The sequence below is a fragment of the uncultured Ramlibacter sp. genome (genome assembly GCF_936925435.1).
Lineage (GTDB): Bacteria > Pseudomonadota > Gammaproteobacteria > Burkholderiales > Burkholderiaceae_C > Ramlibacter.
In genome coordinates this window covers 1-25,665 of the sequence record NZ_CAKZHQ010000045.1, presented here as the reverse complement: position 1 = coordinate 25,665, position 25,665 = coordinate 1, and the positions used below count along the sequence as shown (strand labels likewise).

At 66.7% G+C, this 25,665-nt stretch carries 27 protein-coding genes; 5 read left to right on the top strand and 22 right to left on the bottom strand.

Annotated features, from left to right (window positions below; translation table 11 throughout):
* Positions 1-7: 7 nt before the first annotated feature.
* On the bottom strand, positions 8-1,204 hold the full coding sequence (locus tag Q0632_RS17270) for an ABC transporter substrate-binding protein (RefSeq protein WP_298932489.1): 1,197 nt from the start codon (positions 1,202-1,204) through the stop codon (positions 8-10).
* A 206-nt stretch (positions 1,205-1,410) separates the two neighbouring features.
* Between Q0632_RS17270 and Q0632_RS17265 the strand changes: the two genes are divergently transcribed.
* From Q0632_RS17265 to Q0632_RS17255, 3 genes are read left to right on the top strand one after another with little or no spacing between them, the layout of a single operon-like run.
* Complete coding sequence (locus tag Q0632_RS17265; RefSeq protein ID WP_298932488.1) at positions 1,411-1,842, top strand: nuclear transport factor 2 family protein; 432 nt, start codon at positions 1,411-1,413, stop codon at positions 1,840-1,842.
* On the top strand, positions 1,839-2,768 hold the full coding sequence (locus Q0632_RS17260) for a polysaccharide deacetylase family protein (RefSeq protein WP_298932487.1): 930 nt from the start codon (positions 1,839-1,841) through the stop codon (positions 2,766-2,768). The genes Q0632_RS17265 and Q0632_RS17260 overlap by 4 nt, the downstream gene beginning before the upstream one ends.
* On the top strand, positions 2,765-3,469 hold the full coding sequence (locus tag Q0632_RS17255; RefSeq protein WP_298932486.1) for a GntR family transcriptional regulator: 705 nt from the start codon (positions 2,765-2,767) through the stop codon (positions 3,467-3,469). Before Q0632_RS17260 ends, Q0632_RS17255 begins: the two co-directional genes overlap by 4 nt.
* Before the next feature lie 21 nt (positions 3,470-3,490).
* On the opposite strand, the gene Q0632_RS17250 is transcribed toward Q0632_RS17255, so the two are convergent.
* The 11 genes from Q0632_RS17250 to Q0632_RS17200 form a co-directional block, all read right to left on the bottom strand.
* Positions 3,491-5,359, bottom strand: coding sequence for a potassium transporter Kup (locus Q0632_RS17250; RefSeq protein WP_298932485.1), 1,869 nt, complete (start codon positions 5,357-5,359; stop codon positions 3,491-3,493).
* Between the two features lie 132 nt (positions 5,360-5,491).
* Positions 5,492-6,787, bottom strand: a complete 1,296-nt coding sequence (gene gshA, locus Q0632_RS17245) for a glutamate--cysteine ligase (protein ID WP_298932483.1) — start codon at positions 6,785-6,787, stop codon at positions 5,492-5,494.
* A 97-nt stretch (positions 6,788-6,884) separates the two neighbouring features.
* Positions 6,885-7,898: a DUF6352 family protein gene (locus Q0632_RS17240; RefSeq protein WP_298932481.1), complete on the bottom strand. Its 1,014-nt coding sequence runs from the start codon at positions 7,896-7,898 to the stop codon at positions 6,885-6,887.
* Positions 7,899-7,923: 25 nt separating this feature from the next.
* Positions 7,924-9,204 carry a glutamate-5-semialdehyde dehydrogenase gene (locus tag Q0632_RS17235; RefSeq protein ID WP_298932479.1) on the bottom strand — a complete coding sequence of 427 codons (1,281 nt, stop codon included), beginning with the start codon at positions 9,202-9,204 and terminating at the stop codon, positions 7,924-7,926.
* A gap of 4 nt (positions 9,205-9,208) precedes the next feature.
* Positions 9,209-10,279: a DNA polymerase III subunit delta gene (gene holA / locus Q0632_RS17230; protein WP_298932477.1), complete on the bottom strand. Its 1,071-nt coding sequence runs from the start codon at positions 10,277-10,279 to the stop codon at positions 9,209-9,211.
* A gap of 7 nt (positions 10,280-10,286) precedes the next feature.
* Positions 10,287-10,787, bottom strand: a complete 501-nt coding sequence (lptE, locus tag Q0632_RS17225) for an LPS assembly lipoprotein LptE (RefSeq protein ID WP_298932475.1) — start codon at positions 10,785-10,787, stop codon at positions 10,287-10,289.
* 4 nt (positions 10,788-10,791) lie between these two features.
* Positions 10,792-13,431 (bottom strand): leucine--tRNA ligase, encoded by a 2,640-nt coding sequence (leuS, locus tag Q0632_RS17220; protein WP_298932473.1) that lies wholly within the window; start codon positions 13,429-13,431, stop codon positions 10,792-10,794.
* A gap of 45 nt (positions 13,432-13,476) precedes the next feature.
* Positions 13,477-13,896: a biopolymer transporter ExbD gene (locus tag Q0632_RS17215; protein WP_298932470.1), complete on the bottom strand. Its 420-nt coding sequence runs from the start codon at positions 13,894-13,896 to the stop codon at positions 13,477-13,479.
* Position 13,897: 1 nt separating this feature from the next.
* Positions 13,898-14,563 (bottom strand): MotA/TolQ/ExbB proton channel family protein, encoded by a 666-nt coding sequence (locus Q0632_RS17210; protein ID WP_298932468.1) that lies wholly within the window; start codon positions 14,561-14,563, stop codon positions 13,898-13,900.
* Positions 14,560-15,387: a 4-hydroxy-tetrahydrodipicolinate reductase gene (gene dapB / locus Q0632_RS17205; protein ID WP_298932466.1), complete on the bottom strand. Its 828-nt coding sequence runs from the start codon at positions 15,385-15,387 to the stop codon at positions 14,560-14,562. Before dapB ends, Q0632_RS17210 begins: the two co-directional genes overlap by 4 nt.
* Position 15,388: 1 nt before the next feature.
* Positions 15,389-15,904, bottom strand: a complete 516-nt coding sequence (locus Q0632_RS17200) for an outer membrane protein assembly factor BamE (protein ID WP_298932464.1) — start codon at positions 15,902-15,904, stop codon at positions 15,389-15,391.
* Positions 15,905-15,996: 92 nt separating this feature from the next.
* On the opposite strand from Q0632_RS17200, the gene fur reads away from it, so the two are divergent.
* Entirely contained in the window at positions 15,997-16,416 is a 420-nt protein-coding gene (fur, locus tag Q0632_RS17195; RefSeq protein ID WP_298932462.1) for a ferric iron uptake transcriptional regulator, read from the top strand.
* Positions 16,417-16,439: 23 nt separating this feature from the next.
* Here the strand turns inward: fur and hprK are convergent, their stop codons facing one another.
* The 5 genes from hprK to Q0632_RS17170 form a co-directional block, all read right to left on the bottom strand.
* On the bottom strand, positions 16,440-17,393 hold the full coding sequence (gene hprK, locus Q0632_RS17190) for an HPr(Ser) kinase/phosphatase (protein WP_298932459.1): 954 nt from the start codon (positions 17,391-17,393) through the stop codon (positions 16,440-16,442).
* The gene (locus Q0632_RS17185) at positions 17,390-17,857 is read right to left on the bottom strand and encodes a PTS sugar transporter subunit IIA (RefSeq protein ID WP_298932457.1); all 468 of its coding nucleotides are present in this window, start codon (positions 17,855-17,857) and stop codon (positions 17,390-17,392) included. The genes hprK and Q0632_RS17185 overlap by 4 nt, the downstream gene beginning before the upstream one ends.
* Before the next feature lie 115 nt (positions 17,858-17,972).
* On the bottom strand, positions 17,973-18,302 hold the full coding sequence (gene raiA / locus Q0632_RS17180) for a ribosome-associated translation inhibitor RaiA (protein WP_298932455.1): 330 nt from the start codon (positions 18,300-18,302) through the stop codon (positions 17,973-17,975).
* Positions 18,303-18,553: 251 nt separating this feature from the next.
* On the bottom strand, positions 18,554-18,727 hold the full coding sequence (locus Q0632_RS17175) for a hypothetical protein (protein WP_298932453.1): 174 nt from the start codon (positions 18,725-18,727) through the stop codon (positions 18,554-18,556).
* 14 nt (positions 18,728-18,741) lie between these two features.
* Positions 18,742-18,933: a hypothetical protein gene (locus Q0632_RS17170; protein ID WP_298932451.1), complete on the bottom strand. Its 192-nt coding sequence runs from the start codon at positions 18,931-18,933 to the stop codon at positions 18,742-18,744.
* A gap of 302 nt (positions 18,934-19,235) precedes the next feature.
* On the opposite strand from Q0632_RS17170, the gene corA reads away from it, so the two are divergent.
* The gene (gene corA / locus Q0632_RS17165) at positions 19,236-20,222 is read left to right on the top strand and encodes a magnesium/cobalt transporter CorA (RefSeq protein ID WP_298932449.1); all 987 of its coding nucleotides are present in this window, start codon (positions 19,236-19,238) and stop codon (positions 20,220-20,222) included.
* Between the two features lie 53 nt (positions 20,223-20,275).
* On the opposite strand, the gene Q0632_RS17160 is transcribed toward corA, so the two are convergent.
* The 5 genes from Q0632_RS17160 to Q0632_RS17140 form a co-directional block, all read right to left on the bottom strand.
* A complete protein-coding gene (locus Q0632_RS17160; RefSeq protein WP_298932447.1) occupies positions 20,276-20,983 on the bottom strand; it encodes a 5'-methylthioadenosine/adenosylhomocysteine nucleosidase in 708 nt (235 codons plus the stop codon).
* A 70-nt stretch (positions 20,984-21,053) separates the two neighbouring features.
* Positions 21,054-22,655, bottom strand: coding sequence for an ABC transporter substrate-binding protein (locus tag Q0632_RS17155; RefSeq protein WP_298932445.1), 1,602 nt, complete (start codon positions 22,653-22,655; stop codon positions 21,054-21,056).
* 36 nt (positions 22,656-22,691) lie between these two features.
* Positions 22,692-23,708, bottom strand: coding sequence for a dipeptide ABC transporter ATP-binding protein (locus Q0632_RS17150; protein WP_298932443.1), 1,017 nt, complete (start codon positions 23,706-23,708; stop codon positions 22,692-22,694).
* Entirely contained in the window at positions 23,705-24,724 is a 1,020-nt protein-coding gene (locus tag Q0632_RS17145; RefSeq protein WP_298932440.1) for an ABC transporter ATP-binding protein, read from the bottom strand. Before Q0632_RS17145 ends, Q0632_RS17150 begins: the two co-directional genes overlap by 4 nt.
* Positions 24,725-24,738: 14 nt before the next feature.
* On the bottom strand, positions 24,739-25,665 hold a 927-nt coding region (locus Q0632_RS17140; protein WP_367181214.1), incomplete at its 5' end, for an ABC transporter permease subunit.

Genomic DNA, 25,665 nt, shown 5'->3' with positions numbered 1-25,665 from the left:
GCGCTGCTTACTTGGCCAACGCAACGGGCAGGATGCGGTTGTCGATGAACTGGGCCCAGACGTAGTCGCTGGCCGTCACCGCGTCGTGCACCGCGGGCGTGAACGGCTTGACGTAGGTCTTGATCAGGCCTTCGTACTTGTCGATCTTGTAGAAGCCCTGGCGCACGGCGTCGCCATCGGTGGAGCCTGCGGCGGCGATCGCCAGGCCGGCCAGCATCATGCCGTCGTAGGCGTTGGCCACACCGACCGCGGGCGTGATGTCGTCCGGGCCCTTGATGGCGGGGTACTTGGCCTTGAGCGCGGCGACCACCTTCTCGCCCACCGGCGACTGCTTGCCGAAGAAGCTGTAGGTCTGGACGAAGTGCACGTTCTTGCCGTTCGGGCCGGCCAGCTCGGTGAAGCGGCCGCCGGCCGGCCCCCAATGCGAGACGATGGGCACCTGCCAGCCCATGCGGTCCAGCGACTTGACGACCTGGGCCGAGGGGCCGACGTTGCCGACCAGGAACAGGGTGTCGGCGCCGGCGGCCTTCAGGCGCGTCAGCTGGGGCACGACGTCGACGTCGCTGCCTTCGAACTTCTCGATGCCCACGGCCTTCATGTTCTTGGCAGCCAGGGCGGCGATCAAGCCCTTTTCGTTGGACTCACCCCAGGGGTTGTTGACCAGGATCATGCCGAACTTGCTGCTCTTGAAGTTCTTCTGCGCGTAGTCGAGCATGCCCACATTGACGATCTCGTCGACGGCCGAGACGCGGAAGGCGAAGTTGGGATTGGCGCCGTTCTTGGTGATGGGCGTGCCCGCGGCCCAGGGGCCCATGAAGGGCGTCTTTTCCTGGTTGATCACCGGCACGATGGCCATGGACACCGGCGTGTCCAGGCCGCCAAACAGCACGGCGACCTTTTCCTTGAAGATCAGTTCTCGCGCGGCAACCACGCCCTTGGCCGGGTTGGCCTCGTCGTCACGGCGCACCAGTTCCAGCTTGCGGCCGCCCAGCAGGCCGCCCTTGGCATTGATCTCGTCGATGGCCACGGTCAGGCCGCGGGTGATGGCCTCGCCGGCCAGGGCCGACTGGCCCGACAAGGCGGTGACCAGGCCGATCTTGATCGGGTCGGCGGCGAAGGCCGTGCCGGAAGTGGCCAGGCCGGCGGCGGCAAGGGCGGCGCACAGGAAGCTGCGGCGGGCATTGGGGCGGAAGGCAAAGGACATGGCGATCTCCGGAAAAATGAGGCTGCACAAAAATGTGGCGCGCTGCCACGGACTGCCTGCGGGAATGCAAGGGCCGTGCCATGTCTACAATTCATGACAATCATTGTCGACACTTGATTGGCTGCCATGTAAACAAACGGCATGGCTTTTGCTGCAGTCTGACCATCGCAGCTTGTGCACCATTTCAGTGATTCTTCGGAGGATCCATGTCCCACGCTTCAGAAACTGCCGCCCCACCCGGCCTCGCGCCCGGCCCCCTGGTCGACGAATACCTGCGCCGCCACATGATTCCCGACCCGGAGGCTGCAGCCGAACTTGTCGCGCCCGGCATGCAGATCCGCTTCACAGGGAACCGCGCCATGCGCCACCCTGCCGAGGCCACAGCCTTCAACCGCGGCCGCTACGCCTGGGTCAAGAAGAAGATCGAGCGCACCGAAGTGGTGAGCGGCGGCACGCCCGAAGAAACCGTGGTCTACAGCCTGGGCACCCTGTACGGCGCCTGGCCGGACGGCACGCCCTTCGAGGGCAACCGCTATGTGGACCGCTATGTGGTGCGCCATGGCCTGATCTGCGAGATGGACGTCTGGAACGACAGCGCCGAATGGCTGCTGGTGCGCGCCGGCCTGGCCACGCTGTGAGCACCCTGCCCGTCTGGCCCGGCGCCCTGCCCGAGCACGGGCGCTTCGGCTACAGCCCCATCAACCGCCGCCCCGACTGGGTCTGGCCCAATGGCGCACGGCTGGCCGTCTATCTGGGCTTCAACATCGAGCACTTCGCGTTTGGTGAGGGCCTGGGCGCCTGCCTGGGCCCGCCCTCGCCCCAGCCCGACGTGCTGAACTTCAGCTGGCGCGAATACGGCAACCGTGTCGGCGCCTGGCGCTGCCTGGAGTTGTTCGACAGCCTGGGCCTGCCCTCGTCGGCCATCATCAACACCGCCCTGTACGACCACTGCCCCGAGCTGGTGGCGGCCTGTGTGGCGCGCGGCGACGAGATCGTCGGCCACGGCCACACCAATGCCGAGCGCCAGGGCGTGTACAGCGAAGAGGCCGAGCGCGGCCTTCTGCTGGCCTGCCGCAAGCGCATCGCTGCCGAAAGCGGCGCGGCGCCGTCCGGCTGGCTCTCGCCCTGGATCTCCGAGAGCGCCGTCACGCCCGACCTGCTGGCCGAAACCGGCTACGGCTACACCCTGAACTGGTGCCATGACGACCAACCCGTGGCCATGCGCACGCGCAGTGGCGCGCGCCTGTGGTCCGTGCCCTATCCGCAGGAGCTCAACGACATCCCCATGGTCATGGGCCGGCTGATGGACGCCAAGGATTTCGCCGACATGGTGGTGGACAATCTGGAGGAAATGCTCCTGCAAGCGCGCGTTCAACCCCTGGTGATGGGCCTGGCCCTGCATCCCTACATCGTCGGCCAGCCCTACCGGCTGCGCCATCTGCGCCGCGCGCTGCAAGCCCTGGCCAGCGCCCGCGACGCCGGCAGCGTCTGGCTGTGCACGCCGGGCGCCATTGCCAGCCAGATGGACCAGCTGGCCGCCGAACGGCCGCAGGACTTCGCATGAGCGTAGCTGCCGTGCCACCAGTGGACGAAGGCGTCGACGACGTCGAGGAGCGCATCTACCGCTCGGTCTTCGATGGCGTCATGAACCAGCGCCTGGCGCCCGGCACCAAGCTGCCGGAAGCGGCCCTGTGCGAGCTGTTCCAGGTCAGCCGCTCGGTGGTGCGCAAGGTGCTGCAGCGGCTGGCGCACGACCGCATCGTCGACCTGCGCCCTAACAAGGGCGCCGTCGTCGCCTCCCCCACGCCGGAAGAAACCCGCCAGATCTTTGAGGCGCGGCGCGCCCTGGAGGCGGCCATCATGCGGCTGGCCGTGCGCAACGCCACGCCCCAGGACATCGCCGACCTGCGCCAGCGTATGGGCAAGGAGCACGAGGCCATGCACCGCTTCGACCAGCCGGCCTGGGCCCGGCTGGCCAGCTCCTTCCACCTGCGGTTGGCCGAGGTGGCAGGCAACGAGATGCTGCAACGCTACCTGACCGAGCTGGTCTCGCGCTGCTCGCTCATCGTGGCGCTGTACGAGCCGCCTGGCAACGCTTCCTGCGAGCACGACGAACACGAGGCCCTGGTCGGCTGCATCGAGCGGCGCGACGCCGAGGGCGCGGTGCGCCTGATGGAGGAACACCTGCAGGTGCTCGAGCGCAACGTGCGGCTGCAGCAGGAGACGCCCGAGCGCAGCCTGGCGCGGATGCTGGGTCTGGGCTGAAGGCCCGCCGGGGCGCCGGCCTCAGATCTCGATCTTGCTGCCCAGCTCCACCACCGAGTTATTGGGCAGGTTGAGGAAGTCGGCCGCGGCGCTGGCGTTGTGGTGCATCTGGGCGAACAGTTTTTCGCGCCAGCCCGCCATGCCGCTGCCGATGGTCGGGATGACGCTGTCGCGCGACAGAAAGTAGCTGGTGCTCATGCGCTCGAGCTCGCAGCCGCGGGCCCGGATCTGCTCGAGCGCGCGCGGCACGTCAGGGTCGTTCTTGAAGCCGTAGTGCAACACCACCTGCCAGCAATCGTGGCCCAGCGACTCGATCTCCACCCGCTTGTTCATGCCGATCCACGGCACCTCGTGGCTGCGCACGGTGACGAACAGGTTGTGCTCGTGCAGGACCTTGTTGTGCTTGAGGTTGTGCAGCATGGCGTTGGGCACGGTGCCGGGCTCGGCCGTGAGGAAGACCGCCGTGCCTTCGACCCGCGTCGGCGGGCTCACGAAGACCGCCTCCAGGAAGCTGTTCAGGTCGATCGCATCGGCCTTGAGCTTGTCGTTGAGCAGCTGCCGGCCTTCCTTCCAGGTCATCATCAGCGTGAACACCACGCCGCCGATCATCAGCGGGAACCAGCCGCCGGCAAACAGCTTGAGCATGTTGGAGGCGAAAAAGACGAGGTCAACCACGAAGAACCAGACGGTGGCGGCGATGCACAGCCACAGCGGGTACTTCCAGCCGAAGCGGATGACGAAGAAGGTCAGGATGGTGGTGATCAGCATGTCCAGCGTCACCGCGATGCCGTAGGCCGCCGCCAGGTTGCTCGACGAGCGGAACATCACCACCGCCAGCACGATGGCAGCGAACAGGCTCCAGTTGACGAAGGGAATGTAGATCTGGCCGGTCTCGCGCACGCTGGTGTGCTGGACTTGCAGGCGCGGCAGGTAACCCATCTGGATGGCCTGCTTGGTGACGCTGAAGGCACCGGTGATCAGGGCCTGCGAGGCGATCACCGTCGCCGCCGTGGCCATCACCACCAGCGGCAGGGTCGCCCATTCGGGCGCCATCAGGAAGAAGGGGTTCTTCACCGCTTCGGGGCGCTCCAGCAGCAGGGCACCCTGGCCGAAATAGTTGAGCGTCAGGGCCGGCATGACCACGCTGAACCAGGCCAGGCGGATCGGCCGCTTGCCGAAGTGGCCCAGGTCGGCGTACAGCGCCTCGGCGCCGGTCACGCACAGGACGACGGCGCCCAGGATGATGAAGGTGGTGCCGGGGTTGCGGAACATGAAGCCCAGCGCATGGTGCGGGCTGATGGCGGTGAGGATTTCCGGATGCCGCACGATGTTGGCGACGCCCAGCACGGCCAGGATGGCGAACCAGGCCAGCGTGACCGGGCCGAAGAAGCGGCCTATGCCCGTGGTGCCGTTCTTCTGCACCGCGAACAGGCCGAACAGCACGACCAGGGTCAGCGGGATGACCCAGTCCTTGAAGGCGGGCGAGACGACTTCCAGGCCCTCGATCGCCGACAGCACCGAGATCGCCGGCGTGATGACGCCGTCGCCGTAGAACAGCGAGGTGCCGAAGATGCCCACCGTGAGCAGGATGTTGCGCAGCTTGGGCTTGTCTTTGACCGCCTGCGAGGCCAGGGCCAGCATGGCGATCAGGCCACCCTCGCCGTTGTTGTCGGCCCGCAGCACCAGCACCACGTACTTGATCGAGACGATGGTGGTCAGCGTCCAGAAGAAGATCGACAGGATGCCGTAGATGTTGTCGGTGGTGAAAGGAACGTGGCCGGAGCCGAAGACTTCCTTGACGGCGTACAGGACGCTGGTGCCGATGTCACCGTAGACGACACCGATGGCGCCGAGCGTCAGCGCCGCGAGCGAGGATTTCGAGCTTTGCACTGGAGATCCCCGTCTTGTGCCTCTTCAATCGGCCAGCGGGGTTGTGTAACCTTTGGGACCGCTATTGTGCGCCTGTGCCCGATGGGAAAGACCCTATGTTGCGACGCAACAACGTGGCGCCGCCAAGCCCCTCTATTCGTAGACCTCGGCGTCGGGGTCGGTCGCTTCCAACTCGTAGCTGGCGGCCAGCATGGCCAGCCGGCCGATCACGCCATACATGTAGAAGCGGTTGGGCGCACTGGCGCCCGGCCTCTCGCCCGGCTGGGGTAAGCGCGTACTCTCGGCAAAGGCTAGGGGGGCAAAACTGGCGCCGGGGGCGTTGAGGTTCTCGTCCACGCCGCGCTCGGCATGGACCCGGTAGAAGCCGCCCACCACGTAGCGGTCCATCATGTAGACCACCGGCTCGGCGACAGCGTCGTTGACCCGCTCGTTGGTCAGCACGCCTTCCTGGATGATGACGTCGTGCACCTCCTGGCCGTCCTTGATGACCGACATCTTGTTGCGCGTCTTGCGATTGAGCTGGTCCAGGTCCTTGACGTCGCGCACCGTCATGATGCCCATGCCGTAGGTGCCGTTGTCGGCCTTGACCACGACGAAGGGCTTCTCGTTGATGCCGTATTCCTTGTACTTCTTGCGCACCTTGGTCAGCAGCGCGTCGACATTGCTGGTCAGGCATTCCATGCCCGTGCCCTCGGCGAAGTTGACCTCGCCGCACTGGTTGAACATGGGGTTGATCAGCCAGGGATCGATGCCCAGCAGCTTGCCGAAGCGCTTGGAGACCTCTTCGTAGCTCTTGAAGTGGCGGCTCTTGCGCCGCACCGACCAGCCGGCGTGCAGCGGCGGCAGCAGGTACTGCTCGTGCAGGTCTTCCAGGATGCCGGGGGCGCCGGCCGACAGGTCGTTATTGAGCAGGATGGTGCAGGGGTCGAAGTCCTTCAGGCCCAGGCGGCGCTTGCTGCGCACCACCGGCTCGAGCAGCACCGAGCCGCCGCCGGGCAGCTGGACCTCGGTGGGCTCCTTGATATCGGGGCTGATGGAGCCGATGCGCACGTTAAGGCCGGCCATGTGAAAGATGCGCCGCAACTGGTCGATGTTGCTCAGATAGAAGGTGTTGCGCGTGTGGTTCTCGGGGATCACCAGCAGGTTGCGCGCCTCGGGGCAGATCTTCTCGATCGCCGCCATCGCCGACTGCACGGCCAGCGGCAGCATCTCGGGCGTGAGGTTGTTCCAGCCGCCGGGAAACAGATTGGTGTCCACCGGCGCCAGCTTGAAGCCGGCGTTGCGGATGTCGACCGAGCTGTAGAAGGGCGGCGTGTGCTCCATCCATTCCAGCCGGAACCAGCGCTCGATCGCCGGCATGGACTCGAGGATGCGCTGCTCGAGTTCGTTGATGGGGCCGTTCAGGGCGGTGACGAGATGGGGAACCATGGGCCCTCTGCCTTCTGACTTGGAATATTCGACTGGAATTGTAGGGAATCTGGGGCCGCGGCCCCCGCTTGCAAGCCCGCCAGGCCTGACGCCGCCCTCAGGACTGCTGCGCCAGCGGCAGATTCAGCAGCAGGTTCTGCGGCTTGAGCTTGAGGCGTTTGTCGGCATCCATGGCCATCGCCAGGTAGACCGGCTTGCCGGCGATCTCCGGTCGCATGACGCCGCTGTGGGTGAACTCCAGCCGGAACAGGCACAGCATGCGCGCCATCTGGGCCTCGTCCACGTCCTGGCCCTGGTAGAGCGCATTGAGCACGGCGCTGGCCTGCGCGTCCAGGCCGACATGCCAGACCCAGTGTTCGTCGTCGATCTCGCGCTCCACCGTGATGGCCACCTCGGCCCCCAGGAAGTGCCGGACCCAGCGCTCCAGCACCCGGCACAGCGCCTCCAGGGCGCTCTGGCCGTGGTTCAGGCTGACCACCAGGTCATGGGCCTCGCTGCGCTCCCAGTACTGGTCGGCGTTGTCCTCGTTGAGGACGTCGAGTTCGGCGGTGCGCAGCACGGCCCCACCTTGCGCCAGCAGCTCGCCCAACGTGCCGAAGCTGCCGGCGATGGCGTGGCGCTCCACCGTCTCGTCGTCGGCCGCCATCACCTGGCCCTGCTCCAGGATGGAGATCTTCTGCGGGCGGAACAGCATCTCGGCCACGCGCGCCTGCAATGGCGCCGCTTCCGCGCCCAGCACATGGCGCAGCAGGATCTGGGTCAGCTGGTGCACCAGGACCGGCGGCACGTCGACATCGCCGTGGAACAGCGCCAGGTAGCTGCCCTCCAGCGTGGGCTGGGCCAGCAGGCGGGCGCGAAAGCGCAGCCAGACGGCGTAGTTGGCGCGGGCGTCCTCGTCGCGCAAGCCGGCCAGCGCCACGGCGTCGATGGGCTGGCGCGGATCGCGCAGCAGCTGCTCGTGCAAGCCCAGTTCGGCCGGGCAGGACTCGGGCGCCGGCGCCAGTTCCGGGCGCTGCAGCAGGCTGCGCAGGAAATCGTCGGTGACACGCAGCTGGCCGTCGGCACCGGCTTGCAGGAGGCTGTAGCCGCAGCCGGGCCAGTAATCGTGCATGGAAGAAATTGGGGAAGCCGCGCTTTCAGCCGCGCACTTCGCCCTGGCCCAGCACCACCCACTTCAGGGAGGTCAGGCCTTCGATGCCCACCGGGCCGCGGGCATGGAATTTGTCGGTGCTGATGCCGATTTCGGCACCCAGGCCGAACTCGAAGCCATCGGCGAAGCGGGTGCTGGCGTTGACCATCACGCTGGCCGAATCCACCTCGCGCAGGAAGCGCTGGGCATGGACGTGGTCGCGCGTGACGATGGCATCCGTGTGGTGGCTGGAATAGCGGTTGATGTGGGCGATGGCCTCGTCGACGCCCTCCACCACTTTGACGCTGATGATGGGCGCCAGGTATTCCTCGGACCAGTCCTGCTCGGTCGCTTCTTTCAGATTGGCGCCGCGCACAGCCTGCAGGATGGCCTGGGCCTGGGCGTCGCAGCGCATCTCCACGCCCTTGGCGGCATAGATGGCGCCGATCAGCGGCAGGAACTGCGCCGCCGCGCCGCGCGCCACCAGCAGGCCTTCGCTGGCGTTGCAGGGGCTGTACTTCTGGGTCTTGGCGTTGTCGGCGATGGCCACCGCCATGGCGATGTCGCAGGGATCGTCGACGTAGACGTGGCAGTTGCCGTCCAGGTGCTTGATCACCGGCACCTTGGCCTCGCGGCTGATGCGCTCGATCAGGCTCTTGCCGCCGCGCGGGATGATCACGTCCACATACTGCGGCATGGCGATCAGCTGGCCGACAGCTTCACGGTCGGTGGTCTGCACCAGCTGCACCGCCTCGACCGGCAGGCCGGCCTCGGCCAGCGCCTGCTGCACCAGCCGGGCCAGGGCCTTGTTGGACTCGATGGCCTCGGAGCCGCCGCGCAGGATGCAGGCATTGCCGCTCTTGATCGACAGGCTGGCCGCCTCGATGGTGACATTGGGCCGGCTCTCGAAGACCATGCCGAAGACGCCGATCGGCACCCTCATTTGCCCCACGCGGATGCCGCTGGGCTGCTGCTTCATGCCGATGATCTCGCCGATGATGTCCGGCATCGCGGCCAGCTGCTCGCAGCCCTGGGCCACGGTCTCTAGCACCTTGGGCGTGAGCTTGAGCCGGTCGACCATGGGCGCGCTCAGGCCGGCGGCCGTGGCCCGCTCGATGTCCCTGCCGTTGTCGGCCTGCAAGGCCTGGGCGTTCTCGCGCAGGAGCCGCGCCAGCGCCTTCAGCGCTACATTTTTCGTAGCGCTCGAGGCAGCCGCCATGGGGGCCGAGGCTTGTTTTGCCTGCAAACCCAGGGTCTGGATGTACTCTGCGACGTTGAGAGCGTTCATGGCCCTATTTTCGCACGGGGGCGCTTTGCGGCGCGCACTCCTGGCAAAGCCCCTGGGCCAGGCGGTGCAGGGCCTGCCAGCCGTCGCTGGGCCAGCCCGGCGCCTTCAGGCCCTTGACGATGCCGTCGACCAGGTGGGCCGAGTGCAGCAGATTGTCCAGGCCGGTGGCCGTCAGGCGCGGCAGCACCCGCTCGAACAGCCGCTCCTTGATGCCCCAGACGCGCTGCTCGCGCAGCGCCATGGGCAGCGGCCGGCCGGCCGCCATGGCGTCCTTGACGCGCTTGAGCGCGCGAATGTCCTCGGCCAGCGTGTAGTGCACCAGCACCTCGGCCTCGCCCTCGGCCTGCAGGCCGTCGAGCATGCGCTGCACCCGCGCGGCCTGGCCGCCCAGCACCGCCTCGGACAGCTTGAAGACGTCGTAGCGCGCCACGTTGAGCACCGCGCCTTCGACCTGGTCGAAACCCAGCTCGCCCTCAGGGTGCAGCAGGGCCAGCTTCTGGATCTCCTGGTGGGCCGCCAGCAGGTTGCCCTCGACCCGGTCGGCAAAAAACTGCAGCGTGCGCTGCCCCTCCTCGCCGGAGGCCACGCGCTGGCCCTGACGCGCCAGCCGCTGGGCAATCCATTGCGGCAGCGCCGCGCGGTCCACCGGGTCGAACTGCAGCGTCACGCCGAAGCTCTCGAGCGCGCCGAACCAGGCGCCGCTGCGCGTCATCTTGTCCAGGCGCGGCAGCAGCACCAGGGTCAGGGTCGTGTCGTTGCCCTGCGCGGCCTCGGCCAGCTGCTGCAGGGCCGGGCTGCCTTCCTTGCCGGGCTTGCCCGAGGGGACGCGGATCTCGACAATCTGCTTGTCGGCAAACAGGCTGAGCGAGCCGCCGGCGGCCAGCACCTCGCTCCAGTCGAAGTGGGCACCTGCGACCGTGTGCACTGTGCGCTCGGTGTAGCCCTGGGTGCGCGCCGCGGCCCGGATGGCGTCGGCCGCCTCCTGCACCAGCAGCGGCTCGTCGCCGTGCAGGGTGTACAGGGATTTGAGCCCCTTTTGCAGGTGCGCTGCGAGTTGGCCGGCGGCAAGCTGCATGGTGCGGCTACAAGGCCTTGATCGCCGCCAGCCGGCGCATCAGCTGCTGCACGATGTCGGTCTGCATGTCGCGGTACAGCAGGTTCTCTTCGCCTTCCTTGGCCAGCACCGCCGACTCGTTGAAGCTGATGTCGCGCTGCTGCAGCAGCTCGGTTTCGGGGATGAGCTCCTTGCCCTGCGCCGTGCGCAGGCGGAACTTGACGCGCGTGCGCAGTTGGAACTCGCGCACCTGGCCGGTGGAGTTCAGGGCCACCACCACCTTCTCGCGCTGGTCCAGCGGCACGTCCAGGATGACCTGGGCCCGTTCGACCGGCACCACCTGCACGGCGCCGCTGGCGGCAATGCTGCGCCGCAGTTCGGTCAGCAGGGGCGACTCGGCGCCGCCGACGTAGACGGTGCTGAAAGCGAAGTTGGGCGCTTTGCGCAGCTCGAAGCCGCAGGCCGCCAGGGCGGCGGGTGCGGCCAGCAGCAGCAGGCGGCGGCGCGACAGGAAGCTGGTGGGTGCCATCTTTCTAGACCACCACGTTGACCAGGCGGCCAGGCACCACGATCACCTTCTTGGGCGCGGCGCCGCCGGCATGCAGGGCAAAGGCCTCGCTGGCCAGGGCCAGCTTCTCGATCTCTTCCTTGCTGGCGCCGGCCGGCACGGTGACCGCGCCGCGCAGCTTGCCGTTGACCTGGAGCATCAGCTCGATCTCGTCCTGCTTGAGGGCTTCGGCATCCACTTGCGGCCAGGGCGCGTCGATCAGCTCGCCGCGCGCCGCGGCCCAGCCCAGGTCCTGCCAAAGCGCCTGTGCGATGTGCGGCGTGGCCGGGTAGAGCACGCGCAGCAGGATGGCAAAGCCCTCGGCCATCGCCTCCTGGCCGCCGGCGTCGGCCGCGCCCTTGAAGTCCTCCAACGCATTGAGCAGCTTCATCGCGCCGGAGACGACGGTGTTGTACTGCATGCGCTGGTAGTCGTAGTCGACCTGCTTGAACACGCTGTGGATCTCCAGCCGCAAGGCCTTGGCCTGTTTGCCAAATGCAGTGCCAGAGCCCGCAGATTGTCCGCGGGTAGCTATCGAATCCATAGCAGACAGCTTGTGACCGAAGTTCCAGACGCGGCGCAGGAAACGGTACGAGCCCTCCAGCGCGGCGTCGTTCCACTCCAGCGTGGCCTCGGGCGGCGCGGTGAACATGGTGTACAGGCGCGAGGTGTCGGCGCCGTACTTCTCGATCAGGTCCTGCGGGTCGACACCGTTGTTCTTGGACTTGGACATCGTCGTCCAGCCCTCGTAGGTGACGGCCTGGCCGTCCGCCTTGGCGGTGGCCGACAGCACCTTGGCGTGCTCGTCGCGCACGATGTCCAGCTCATGGGCCCAGAAGTACTGCTTGCCGGTGGTGGTGCGCGAGAAGGCCTCGTTGAGCACCATGCCCTGCGTGAGCAGCTTGGTGAAGGGCTCGTCGACCTTGACCAGGCCCATGTCGCGCATCACCTTGGTCCAGAAGCGCGCGTACAGCAGGTGCAGGATGGCGTGCTCGATGCCGCCGATGTACTGGTCCATCGGCGCCCAGTAGTGCGCGCCCTGGTCCACCATGGCCTGGCTGTTCTGCGGGTCGCAGTAGCGCATGAAATACCAGGACGAGTCGACAAAGGTGTCCATGGTGTCGGTCTCGCGCCGGGCCGGCTTGCCGCAAACCGGGCACTGGCAAGCCAGGAAGTCCTCGCGCTTGTTCAGCGGGTTGCCCGAGCCATCGGGCACGCAGTCCAGCGGCAGCACCACCGGCAGGTCTTTTTCGGGCACCGGCACTGCGCCGTGCTCGGCGCAGTGGATGATGGGGATGGGCGTGCCCCAGTAGCGCTGGCGGCTGACGCCCCAGTCGCGCAGCCGCCAGGTGGTCTTCTTGCCACCCAGGCCCTTTTGCTCCAGCGTGTGCGCCACGGCGTTGACCGCCTCCTGGTAGCCAAAGCCGCTGTAGATGTCGGAGTTGATGGTCACGCCGTTGACCTTGTCGCCGTACCAGTCGTGCCACTGCGTGTAGTCGTAATGCTCGCCGTCCACGTGCACCACCTGCATGATGGGCAGCTTGTACTTCATGGCGAAGGCGAAATCGCGCTCATCGTGACCGGGCACGCCCATCACCGCGCCGTCGCCGTAGCTCATGAGCACGTAGTTGCCGACCCAGACCGGCACATCATCGCCGGTCAGCGGGTGCGTCACCACCAGGCCGGTGTCCATGCCGACCTTGTCCTTGAGCGCCAGTTCGGCCTCGGTCGTGCCGCCGCTCTTGCACTCTTCGATGAAGGCCGCCAGCGCCGGATTGCCTGCCGCCGCGTGGCTGGCAAGCGGATGCTCGGGCGCCACCGCGCAGAAGGTCACGCCCATGATGGTGTCAGCACGGGTGGTGAAGACATACATGCGGCCGTCGCCGATCAGTGCACCGTCAGCGCCGCGGATGGCGTGGGGGAACGCAAAGCGCAGGCCCTCGCTCTTGCCGATCCAGTTCTCCTGCATCAGCTTGACCCGCTCGGGCCAGCCGGGCAGCTTGTGCTGCACATGGTCCAGCAGTTCTTCGGCGTAGTCGGTGATCTTCAGGTAGTAGCCGGGGATCTCGCGCTTTTCCACCACCGCGCCGGTGCGCCAGCCCTTGCCGTCGATGACCTGCTCGTTGGCCAGCACGGTCTGGTCGACCGGGTCCCAGTTGACGACCTGGGTCTTGCGGTAGGCGATGCCTTTTTCCAGCATCTTCAGGAACAGCCACTGGTTCCATTTGTAGTAGCTGGGGTCGCAGGTGGCGATCTCGCGCGACCAGTCGACGGCCAGCCCCATCGCCTGCATCTGCTTCTTCATGTAGGCGATGTTCTCGTACGTCCACTTGGCCGGCGGCACGCCGTTCTTGAGCGCGGCGTTCTCGGCCGGCAGGCCGAAGGCGTCCCATCCCATCGGCATCAGCACGTTGTAGCCGTTCATGCGCAGGTAGCGCGTGAGCATGTCGTTGATGGTGTAGTTGCGCACGTGACCCATGTGCAGCTTGCCGCTGGGATAAGGCAGCATGGAACAGGCGTAGAACTTCTTCTTGTTGGCGTCCTCGGTCACGCGGTAGGCGTCGCGGGCGGTCCAATGCGCCTGGGCGGCCTTTTCGACCTCGATGTGGTTGTACTTGTCTTGCATGGGCAAATTGTAGATGCCCACCCTGTGCGGGGCACCCGCCCGGACTCAGGGATTGCGCGGCTCGGCGACGAAGCCGATGCGGTTGAGCCCGGCCTTCTGGGCGGCGCCCATGACCTCGACCACCCGGCCATAGGGCACGGCGGCATCGGCGCGCAGCTGGACTTCGGTCTGCGGGTCGGCCCGGGCCGCGCCGGCCAGCCGCTCGGCCAGTTGCGCCGGCCCGACCGGCTGGTCGTTGAAGAAGGCCTGACCGGCCTTGTCCAGGGCGATGCTCACGAACTTCGGGGCGTCGCCGGGGCTGGCCGCATCGGTGCGCGGCAGCTCCAGGCGCAGCGAGCTGGCCAGCAGCGGGGCGGTCAGGATGAAGATCACCACCAGCACCAGCATCACGTCCACCAGGGGCGTGACGTTGATCTCGCTCATGGGCTGCGGCCCCTGGGTGCGCTCCAGCCGGCCAAACGCCATATCAGGTTCCGGATTCGCCGAAGGCGCTTCGGGGGGGCGTCAATATTTCGCGCAAGTCGCGGGCGAAGCCTTCCAGGTCGGCCTCGATGCGGCCGATCCAGCGGCCGAAGATGTTGTAGCCCAGCACGGCAGGAATGGCCACGGCCAGGCCGGCGGCCGTCATGACCAGGGCCTCGCCGACCGGCCCGGCGATCTTGTCGACGCTGATCTGGCCGCTGGCGGCGATGGCGGTGAGCGCGTGGTAAATGCCCCAGACCGTGCCCAGCAGGCCGACAAAGGGCGCTGTCGAACCCACCGTGGCCAGCAGGACCTGGCCAAACTGCAGCTTGTCGAGCACCCGGTGCAAGGCGTCGCGCAGCACCCGGGTCAGCTGCTGCGAGCGGTCGCCTGCGGCGGCCAGGCCGGCCGGGACCGGCCCCTGGGTGGCGGCGATCAAGGGCAACAAGAGACGCTCACGGTCGAAGGCGCCGACTGTTTGCAGCGCCTGGGCGATCGAGTCGGATTGCCAGAAGGCCGCTGTGGCGCGGGGCAGGTCAGCGCCGGCGCGGCGTAGCAGCCAGGCTTTCCACAGAATCAGCACCCAGCTGGCCACCGACATGGCCAGCAGCGCAGCTGCCACGGCCTGGGTGAGCGCGTCACCCTGGCTCAACAGCTGCTGCAGGCTCATCTGAGCCCAAGCACGTCGAACATGTCGAACAGGCCAGTCTTCTTGCCGGCCAGGAAGCGCACGGCGTGCAAGCTGCCCTGGGCGTAGGAAGCGCGGCTGGACGCCTTGTGGCTGATCTCGATGCGCTCGCCGGTGCCGGCAAACAGCACGGTGTGGTCGCCGATGATGTCGCCGCCGCGGATGGCGGAAAAGCCGATGGTCGACGGATCGCGCTCGCCGGTCACACCTTCGCGGGCGTAGACGGCGCAATCCTTCAGATCGCGGCCCAGGGCCTGGGCGATCACTTCGCCCATCTTCAGGGCCGTGCCCGAGGGCGCATCGACCTTGTGGCGGTGGTGGGCCTCGATGATCTCGATGTCGTAGCCGGTGGACAGCGATCTGGCGGCCATCTCCAGCAGCTTGAGCGTGACGTTGACGCCCACGCTCATATTGGGCGCCATGACGATGGCGATGTCGCGCGCGGCGTCCGCCACCTGGCGCTTGTCCGCATCGCTCAAACCGGTGGTGCCGATGACGGCGTTGACGCCCAGCTCGCGGCAGGCCTTGAGATGGGCCAGCGTGCCCTCGGGCCGGGTGAAATCGATCAGGACCTTGGCCGCCTGCAGACCCGAGCGCAGGTCGGCCGATACCGGCACGCCGCTGGCCACGCCCAGGAAGGCGGCAGCGTCATTACCGATGGCCGGGCTGGCGGCAATGTCCAGGGCGCCGGCCAGCTGGCAGTCGCCCGAGGCGCGGATGGCCTCGATCAGCATCTGGCCCATGCGGCCCGAGGCGCCGGCGACGGCGACGGCGACCTTGTGTTGCTCTGCTTCCTGCGCGGCCATCTCAGCGCGGCTCCAGCGGCGGGTAGCTCACCGCCGGCGGGGGCTCGGGCGCGGCCACGGGCTGCGCGGCCGGCTTGCCACCGAACTTGGCCAGGCTCTCTTCGCTGGCCTCGAGCGGCGGCACCTTGCCGGTGCGGCGCTTGACGTCCAGCGTCGCCACGAAGTCCGCCTCGCTGGGCATGGTGTCACCCTCGAAGCGCTCGAGCTGGTCACCCTTGAAGAACACGGTGAGCTTGCGCGACTGCGGCTCCACGCCCTGGCGGCGCAGGGTGAAGATGTAGTCCCAACGGTTGCTGTGGAACACGCTGGCCACCAGTGGCGTGCCCAGCACGTCACGCACCTGCTGGCGACTCATGCCCGGCTGCAGGGCATCGACCTGCTCCTTGGACACGAAGTTGCCCTGCACCACCTGGATCTTGTATGGCGCCAGGGAGCTGGCGAAGCTTTGCGTCGCGCTGTCGATCGAGCTGCAGCCGGCGGCTGCGGCACAGGCCAACGCCAGGCCCAAGCGGGTCATGCTGGAAGGAAAAGCGGGCATGGGTCTACCGGTGGCGATATGATCAAACCATTGTAGCGGCAGCCCCCCTGGCGCCCGCTGCCAGGAAGACCATGGCCAACATCGACGAACTCAAGAGCACCGGCCTGAAGGCCACCCTGCCGCGGCTGAAGATCCTGGACGTTTTCCAGAAGGGCGCGCAGCGCCACATGACGGCCGAAGACGTGTTTCGTGTCTTGCTGCAGGACCATTCGGACATTGGCCTGGCCACGGTGTACCGCGTGCTGACCCAGTTCGAGCAGGCCGGCATCCTCAGCCGCAGCCATTTCGAGAGCGGCAAGGCCGTCTACGAGCTCAACGAAGGCACGCACCACGACCACCTGATCTGCACCTCCTGCGGCCGGGTCGAGGAGTTCTACGACGCCGAGATCGAGAAACGCCAGCAGATGGTGTCGCAGGACAAGGGCTGGGTCCTGCAGGACCACGCGATGTCGCTGTACGGCCTGTGCGGCAACTGCGCCCAAAGCCGCTGATGCGCCGCTAGAGCGCCGGCGCGCTAGCCGGAGCCCTTTTCCATCGCCTTGCGGTGGCGCTCGACGAATTCCTGGTAGGTGTCCACCCCGCGCAGCTGCAAGATGGTGTTGCGCACCGCCGCCTCCACCAGCACGGCGATGTTGCGGCCGGCCACCACCTGGATGACGGCCTTGCGCACCGGCACACCCAGCACGTCCTGGGTCAACGGTTCATACGGCAGGCGCTCGTATTCGCGCTCCAGCGTCTCGCGGCGCACCAGGTGGACGATCAGCTTCAGGCGCATCTTGCGGCGCACCGCGGTCTCGCCAAAGATGGCCTTGATGTCGAGCAGGCCGATGCCGCGCACCTCCAGCAGGTTCTGCAGCAGCTCCGGGCAGCGCCCCTCGATGGTGGTCTGGTTGATGCGGTACAGGTCGACCGCGTCATCGGCCACCAGGCCGTGGCCGCGCGAGATCAGCTCCAGCCCCAGCTCGCTCTTGCCCAGCCCCGACTCGCCGGTGATCATCACGCCCACGCCCAGGATGTCCATGAAGACGCCGTGCATCGAGGTGCGCTCGGCGAAGTGCTTGGACAGGTAGGCGCGCAGCACGTCGATGACAAAGGCCGAGGGCTCGGTCGTGGCAAACATCGGGATCTGGGCCCGCTCGCACATCGACAGCAGGGCGTCGGGCGCGGCTTGGCCGTCTGTCAGGATGAGCACCGGCGGTTCCAGCGTCACGATGCGTGAGATGCGCCGGGCGCAATCCTCGGCCGTGGCGTTGGTCAGGTAGGCGATCTCGCGCTGGCCCAGGATCTGGACCCGGTAGGGATGGATGTAGTTGAGGTAGCCCACCAGGTCGGCGCCCGACCGGGCCGCCTTGACCACCTCTTCGTCGAAACGGCGCTCCGAAGCACCCAGTCCGGCCACCCACTCCCACTTGAGCTGGGCCCGATGGTCTTCGAACAGGACGTCGGCGCTGACGACGGTGGGTTTCACGCGGGTTGGGCAGACTGCCAGGTGGCAATCAGGCTGTGCAGCCCGGCCGCGTCCGGGCTGGCCTTGATTTTTTCGCGCAAGGGCGCGTCGCTGAGCAACTCGGCGATTTCGGACAGGATTTCCAGGTGCTTCTGGGTAGCCGCTTCGGGCACCAGCAGGAAGATCAGCAGGTTGACCGGCTGCTCGTCCGGCGCGTCGAACCCGATCGGCTGGACCAGCTGGAACAGCGCAGCCATCGGCGCCTTCAGGCCCTTGATCCGGCCGTGCGGAATGGCCACGCCGTGGCCCAGGCCGGTCGAGCCCAGCCGTTCGCGGGCAAACAGGCTGTCGGTGATCAGCGCCCGCGACAGGCCATGCAGGTTTTCGAACAGCAAGCCCGCCTCTTCGAAAGCACGTTTCTTGCTTGTGGCATCGACGCTCACGAGCACTTGAGCGGCAGGCAGGATGGACGCGAGGCGGTTCATGGTCGGGCGGATGGATTATGCACTTCGGACAGTGCACTGCAACAAACGTGTCACAGACCGTGCCCGTGGACACCCGGAAAGCAAAAAGCGCCCGAGGGCGCCTTTGTTCACGTTTTCACATCAACCTTTTGGGGGCATCGTGGTGGTGGTCCTGCAGGCGGGCCTTGTGCTTGCCAACCTGGCGGTCGAGCTTGTCGACCAACTCGTCCAGGGCCGCGTACAGATCCGCGTGAGAACTTTCGGCGAACATGTCGCTGCCCTTGACGTGGATCATGCACTCGGCGCGTTGTCGTCGTTCCTTTTCCTTCTGATTCTCGACGGTGAGGAGCACCTTGATGTCAACGACCTGGTCGAAATGCCTGGTGATGCGGTCCAGCTTTGTTGTTACGTAATTACGCAGCGCCGGGGTGACTTCGAGATGGTGACCGCTGATCGTCAAGTTCATGAAAGAGCCTCCTGTTGCTCGGGTTGAAAGCCGCCTCCCGGAAGGCGAGGCGGACGGCGAACGGGGAAACGAAAGGGTCGAATCACTATGCGCCGCTGGGCAGGGAAAAGCAACCGCTTTCACCCCAGTGCAGCGTGTGAAAAGGCAAGCCCTGTACCCCTATGTCCCGGCCACTGACCACAGGCTGACTTTTCGGCGCCCCAATGAAAAAAGGCGGCCCTCCGGGGCCGCCTTCACCGCCTTGGGCGGGCTCAGGGCCGGGCCGAGGGCCAGGCCGAGATGGGGTGGCGCGCTTGCCAGCCGGCGGCGCGGGGGTGGAACTGGGCGCCGGGGCGCTCCAGGTTGGCATGCTCGCCCCGGTCCACCTGCGGCTTGTCACGTGGGGCTTCGGATGGGCGGTCAGGGCGGGTGGATTCAAGGGACATAGTTTCTCCTGGGCTCAGCTGCCGGCGCTGCTGCCGGCGGCCTTGGGGCTGTCTTGCGCTGCCGGCTGCTGCGCATGGCGGCTGATGAAGGGCCAAGCGTGGCCGCTGCGGCCGCGCTGAAACTCGAAATTGCGCGATTTGCCGTCGTTGGCTGCCGCGTGCACACCCATGCGGGCGGCATTCGCTTGGCTGGCGAGCTGGATCATGGCGGGGCTCCTGTGGGCAGTCTTGCGGGATGGCTGGACGACAGGATTCCAATTTACGGCCCCAGCCTGAGCAGCCGTGTCGGACAGCTCGCGCCAAATTTGTAGGACTTGTCCTGCGCCGGGCCGGCTCCGCAGCGTCGAGCTGCTGGTCTTCTTCAATACCAGCGCGGCATAATCGCGCGGTCGCAATCACTGGAGACCCTCCTTGGAAACCTACCCTAGTCGGTAGCTTTCAACGCCCGTGAACGGGGTTGAAAGCGCACCTCGCCACAACACCGAATACAACAACACGGGACGGGCCCATGCTCAACATTTTCTCGCTCGCCAACGGCCGGCTCTTCCAGGAAGAGATCGAGTCGCTGGAAGAGCTCTCGAAATTCCAGCCGATCTGGGTCGACCTGGAGTCGCCCACGCTGGAAGAAAAGCGCTGGATCAAGCAGTACTACGGCCTGTCGATCCCGGAAGACGCGATGGACGAGGACATCGAGGAGTCCGCGCGCTTCTACGAGGAAGACAACGGCGAGCTGCACATCCGCAGCGACTTCCTGATCGCCGACGAGGACGAGCCGCGCACAGTGCGGGTCGCCTTCATCCTGAACCTGATGAACGAGTCGCTGCGCAGCAAGGGCGTGCTGTTCTCCATCCACGACGAGGACGTGCCGGTGTTCCGGCTGCTGCGCATGCGGGCGCGCCGCGCCCCCGGACTGATCGAAGACGCCAAGGAAGTGCTGCTCAAGCTGTTCGACGCCGACGCCGAGTACTCGGCCGACACGCTCGAAGGCATCTACGACGAGCTGGAGAAAGTCAGCAAGCAGGTGCTGGCCGGCGACGTGACCGACGCCCTGGCCGGCGAGGTGCTGGGCGCCATCGCCCGCCATGAGGACTTGAACGGCCGCATCCGCCGCAACATGATGGACACGCGCCGCGCCGTCAGCTTCATGATGCGCAGCCGCATGCTCAACGCCGACCAGTTCGAGGAAGCCCGGCAGATCCTGCGCGACATCGAGTCACTGGACAACCACACGGCCTTCCTGTTCGACAAGATCAACTTCCTGATGGATGCGACCGTCGGTTTCATCAACATCAACCAGAACAAGATCATCAAGATCTTCTCGGTGGCCAGCGTGGCGCTGCTGCCGCCCACGCTGATCGCCAGCATCTACGGCATGAACTTCAAGTTCATGCCCGAGCTGGACTGGCAGGCCGGCTACCCCTTCGCGCTGGGCCTGATGGTGGCCTCTGCCCTGGTGCCCATGTGGTACTTCCGCAAGCGCGGCTGGCTGAAATAGCCCGATTTTCGAAGGAAATCGGGCTGTAACCCCCGAGAGATGGACCTGGGGCGCTATGAATTCGAGAGCATCTGCAGCAACGCGGCGATGATGGCGGCACTGTGGCGGCTGGCCACCTCCTCGATGAAGCGCGTGAAGTCGCCGTGCGCCGCGTCGTCGGCGCGGTCGGAGATGGTGCGCACCGCGGCGAAGGGCAGGCCGTAGTCGTGGCAGACCTGGGCGAAGGCCGCGCCCTCCATCTCCACCGCCAGCGCATCCGGCAAGGCCACCTGCAGGGCCCGGCTTTCGGCACTGGACGCCACAAAGCGGTCGCCGCTGGCCACCAGGCCCTGGTGCAGGCTTGTCCCTGGCAGGGCGCGCCGCACCGCCTGAGCCAGCGCCGCCGTCAGCGCCGCGTCGGTGGCGAAGCGGCTGGCGCCATACAGCGGCACCTCGTAGCGCGGGAAAATCGGCGAGGCATCCATGTCGTGCTGCACGAAGCTGCCAGCCACCACCACGTCGCCCACCTGGACGCCCGGACCCAGGCCGCCGGCCACGCCGGTGAAGACGATGCGCGTCACGCCGAAGCGCTCGATCAAGGCGGTGGCCGTGGTCGCAGCCGCCACCTTGCCGATGCGCGACAGCACGCACACCACCTCCTGCCCGTGCAGGTGGCCGCGCCAGAACTCGCGGCCGGCCACCACCTGCTTGTGCTCGTCCGGCATCAGGTCCAGGACAGCCGCAAGCTCCTGGTGCATGGCAGAGACGATGGCAATGGTCATGGAAGGTCCTGGGCAAAGAAAAAGCCCCGGCGCCGCGAAGCGCCAGGGCTTGAGTATCGGCGCGGTGCGCTTATTCCTTGATGTCGACGCCGTAGAAGTTATGGCGGCCGAAGGGGCTGAGCTTGAAGTCGATGACCTTGTTGCTCATCGGCTTGAGCTGCACGGCGTGGGCGATGGTGAACCAGGGCGCCTGTTCCTTGAAGATCACCTGGGCCTTCTTGTACAGGGCGTCGCGGTCGGCCTGCTTGGACACCGTCTTGGCCTTGAGCACAAGCTCCTCATACGGCTGGTGGCAGAACTTGGCCACGTTGGAGCCATTGGTCTTGGCCGAATCGCAGCCCAGCAGGGTGTGCAGGAAGTTGTCCGGGTCGCCGTTGTCGCCGGTCCAGCCCAGCATGCCCATCTGGTGCTCGCCAGCCTGCATGCGCTTGCGGTACTCACCCCATTCGAAGGTCTTGATCTCGGCCTTCACGCCGATCTTGGCCAGGTCGGCCTGCATCAGCTCGGCGATGCGCTTGGCGTTCGGGTTGTAGGGGCGCTGCACCGGCATGGCCCACAGGTCAGTGCTAAGCCCGTTGGGGAAACCGGCGGCTGCCAGCAGCTTCTTGGCGCCTTCGGGATCGTAGCCATCGTCCTTGATCGCGTCGTTGTACGACCACATGGACGGCGGGATCGGGTTCTTCGCCGCCACGCCGGTGGTCAGGTAGACGCCGTCGATGATGGCCTTCTTGTTGATGGCCATGCTGATGGCCTTGCGCACGCGCACGTCGTCGAAGGGCTTCTTCTGTGTGTTGAACGCCAGGTAGCCGACATTCAGGCCGGCCTGGTCCATCACCTTGATGTTCGGGTCCTTGCGGATGGCATCCAGGTCGGCCGGATTGGGGTACGGCATGACATGGCACTCGCCCTTTTGCAGCTTGGCCCAGCGCACCGAGGCGTCCGGCGTGATCGAGTACACCAGATCGTCGATCTTGGCCTTGCCGCCCCAGTACTGCGGGAAGGCCTTGTAGCGGATGACGGCGTCTTTCTGGTACTGCACCAGGGTGAAGGGGCCGGTGCCGATGGGCTCCTGGTCGAGCTTCTCGGGCGTGCCGGCCTTGAGCATGGCGATGGCGTATTCCTGCGACTGGATGGCCGCGTAGGGCATGGCCATGTTCGCCAGGAAGGGCGCTTCGGGCTTGTTCAGCGTGATCTTGACCGTGTACTCATCGACCTTGTCGACCGACTTGAGCAGCTTGGGCATGCCCATGTCGTTGAAGTACGCATGGTTGGAGCTGGTGACCTTGTAGTAGGGGTCGGTGTCCAGCCACTGGCGGTGGAAGGCGAAGATCATGTCGTCAGCGTTGAAGTCGCGCGACGGCTTGAAATTCTTGTTGCTGTGCCACTTCACGCCCTTGCGCAGGTTGAAGGTGTAGACCAGGCCGTCGGGCGAGATCGACCACTTTTCTGCCAGGCCGGGCACGACCTTGGTGCCGCCGCGCTCGAATTCGACGACGCGGTTGTAGATCGGCTCGTTGCCGTCGAACGAGGTGCCGGTGGTGTTGATGCCGGGATAGAAGTTTTCCGGGCTGCCTTCGGAGCAGTACACCAGGGTCTTGGCACCGGCGCCGGCCGTGGCCGCCAGGGCCAGGGCCGCAATGGCGAAGTGCTTACTGTAGGTCGACAGATTCATGGACACACTCCTTGAGTGAAGTAAATGGTTTCCGGCTCAGCCGGGAAGACTTGCATTATCAACAGCCGGCGATGCGGGAAAACCCGATTCCAGGAACTGTTCGGCGAAGTGGCATGCAACAAGCCTGCCATCCACCGGCCGGGGCAGCGGCCGCTCGGCCTTGCACTGGGCAAGGGCGTAGGGGCAGCGGCTGGAAAAGACGCAGCCGCTGGGCGGGTTCAGCGGCGAGGGCAGCTCGCCCTTGAGCACGATGCGCTGGACGCTGCGCGCGCCCACGCCGGGCGTGGAAGCCAGCAGGGCGTTCGTATAAGGATGGAGCGGCCGGGCAAACAGCTTGTCCTTGGGCCCCTGCTCCATCACATGGCCCAGGTACATCACCAGCACGTCGTGCGCGATGTGGCGCACCACGGCCAGGTCGTGCGAGATGAACAAAAAGGCCAGCTGGAACTGGGCCTGCAGGTCGGCCAGCAGGTTCAGCACCTGGGCCTGGATCGACACGTCCAGCGCCGAGACCGGCTCGTCGGCCACCAGCAGCTTGGGATTGAGCATCAGCGCGCGGGCAATCGCGATGCGCTGGCGCTGGCCGCCGGAGAACATGTGGGGATAGCGGGCAGCGTACTCGGGACGCAGGCCCACCTGGGCGAGCATGGCGCGCGCGCGCTCCGCCCTTTCAGGCGCAGCCAGATCGGTGTTGATGGCCAACGGGTCTTCCAGCACCGCGCTGATCTTCTTGCGCGGGTTGAGCGATCCGTAGGGATTCTGGAACACCAACTGCACCGCCTGGCGCAGGCGCCTGCGATCAGCCGCCGGCGTCTGCACCGCATCCGTACCGTCGAGCACCAGGCTGCCCTCGGTGGGCTTTTCGATCAGCGCCACCATGCGTGCCAGGGTCGACTTGCCGCAGCCGGACTCGCCGACCACGGCCAGGGTCTTGCCCGCCTCGATGGAAAACGACACGCCGCCCACGGCCTGCAGCTGGGCCGGCTCGCGGAACATGCCACGCCGGATCTTGTAGACCTGGCGCAGGTTTTTGGCTTCAACCACCACCGTCATGCCGCCACCTCGGTCTGGAGCGGCAGGTCGTGTTCGATCCGGGCCTGGCGCTGCGGGTCACCCAGCGGATAGTGGCAGCGCACCTGGCCGCCCTGCCAGTCGCGCAGCTCGGGCCGCACGGCCGCCGAATGCGCGGTGGCATAGGCGCAGCGCGGCGCAAACAGGCAGCCATGGGGTCGGTCGAAGACGCCCGGCACCACGCCGGGGATGGTGGCCAGGCGGTGGCCGGCCGGGCCGCGTTCGGGCAAGGCGGCCAGCAGCGCTTCGGTGTAGGGATGCTGGGGATTGGCAAACAGGCTGGCGGCGGCCTGCTGCTCGGCCACCTGGCCGGCGTACATGACAGCCACACGCTGGGCCATCTCGCTGACCACGCCCATGTTGTGGGTGATCAGCACGAGGGCCATGCCGCGCTCCTTCTGCAGGTTGCGCAGCAGATCCAGGATCTGCGCCTGGATGGTCACGTCCAGCGCCGTGGTCGGCTCGTCGGCGATCAGCAGGCGCGGGTTGCAGGAGATCGCCATCGCGATCATCACCCGCTGGTTCATGCCGCCCGACATCTGGTGCGGGTAGTCGTTCAGGCGGGTGTGGGCGGCCGGGATGCCGACCTGCTCGAGCAGCTCGATGGCGTGGCGTTTGGCGCTGGCCTTGTCCAGCGGCGAATGCAGGCGCAGCGTTTCCATCAGCTGGAAGCCGATGGTGAAGCAGGGGTTGAGGCTGGTGGTGGGATCCTGGAAGATCATCGCCATGTCCTTGCCCACCAGGCGCCGGCGCTCCTTGTCGGAGATGCCCAGCAGGTCGTGGCCGGCAAAGCGCAAGGTCTTGGCGCGCACCCGGCCCGGATAGGCGATCAGGCCCATCAAGGCCATCATGGTGACGCTCTTGCCGGAGCCGGACTCGCCGACGATGCCCAGCACTTCGCCTTCTTCCAGCGTCAGGCTGACGCCTTCGACCGCATGCATGACGCTGCCTTGCGTGGGGAACTCCACGTGCAGGTCTTCGATTTCGAGCAAGGGCATGGTGCTTTTGCTCCTCAACGTTTGAGCTTGGGGTCCAGCGCGTCGCGCAGGCCGTCCCCCATCAGGTTAAAAGCCAGCACCGCCACCAGGATGGCCAGGCCCGGGAAGGTCACGACCCACCAGGCGCGCAGCACGAACTCGCGCGCGTCGGCCAGCATGGTGCCCCACTCGGGCGAGGGCGGCTGCGCGCCCAGGCCCAGGAAGCCCAGGGCGGCGGCATCGAGGATGGCGGTGGACACGCCCAGCGAGGCCTGCACGATCAGCGGCGCGGCGCAGTTGGGCAGCACCTCGCTGAACATCAGGCGCAGCGTGCCGGCGCCGCTGACGCGGGCCGCCGTGACGTAGTCCTTGGAGACCTCGGAGATCACCGAGGCACGGGTGATGCGCACGTAATGCGGCAGCACCACCACCGACACCGCCAGCATGGCGTTCATCAGCCCCGGGCCCAGGATGGCGACGATGACGATGGCCAGCAGCAGGCTGGGCAGGGCCAGCATCACGTCCATCAGGCGCAGGATGGCGGTGCCCCAGCCGCGCGGGAAGAACGCCGCCACCAGCCCCAGGGCGATGCCCGGCAGCAGGGCCAGCACCACCGCCAAAGCGCCGATGGTCAGCGATAGCCGCGCGCCGAACAGCAGGCGCGACAGCAGGCAGCGACCCACGTCGTCGGTGCCCAGCGGGTACAGCGGGTTGCCGCCTTCGGCCCACATCGGCGGGGTGAGCAGGGCCTCGCGGAACTGCTCGGTGGGGTCGTGCGGGGCCAGCCAAGGGGCGGTCAGCGCGCACAACAGCACCAGCGCCAGCAGCCCCAGGCCCGCCAGGGCGCCGCGGTTGGACGAGAAGCTTTGCCAGAAGCGCGCCAGCCGCGACGCGGGCCCAAAGGTTTCTTCCGCAAGGCTGGCCTGGTTCATGGGGCGCTCCCATCGCGTGGGGGAAGCCGG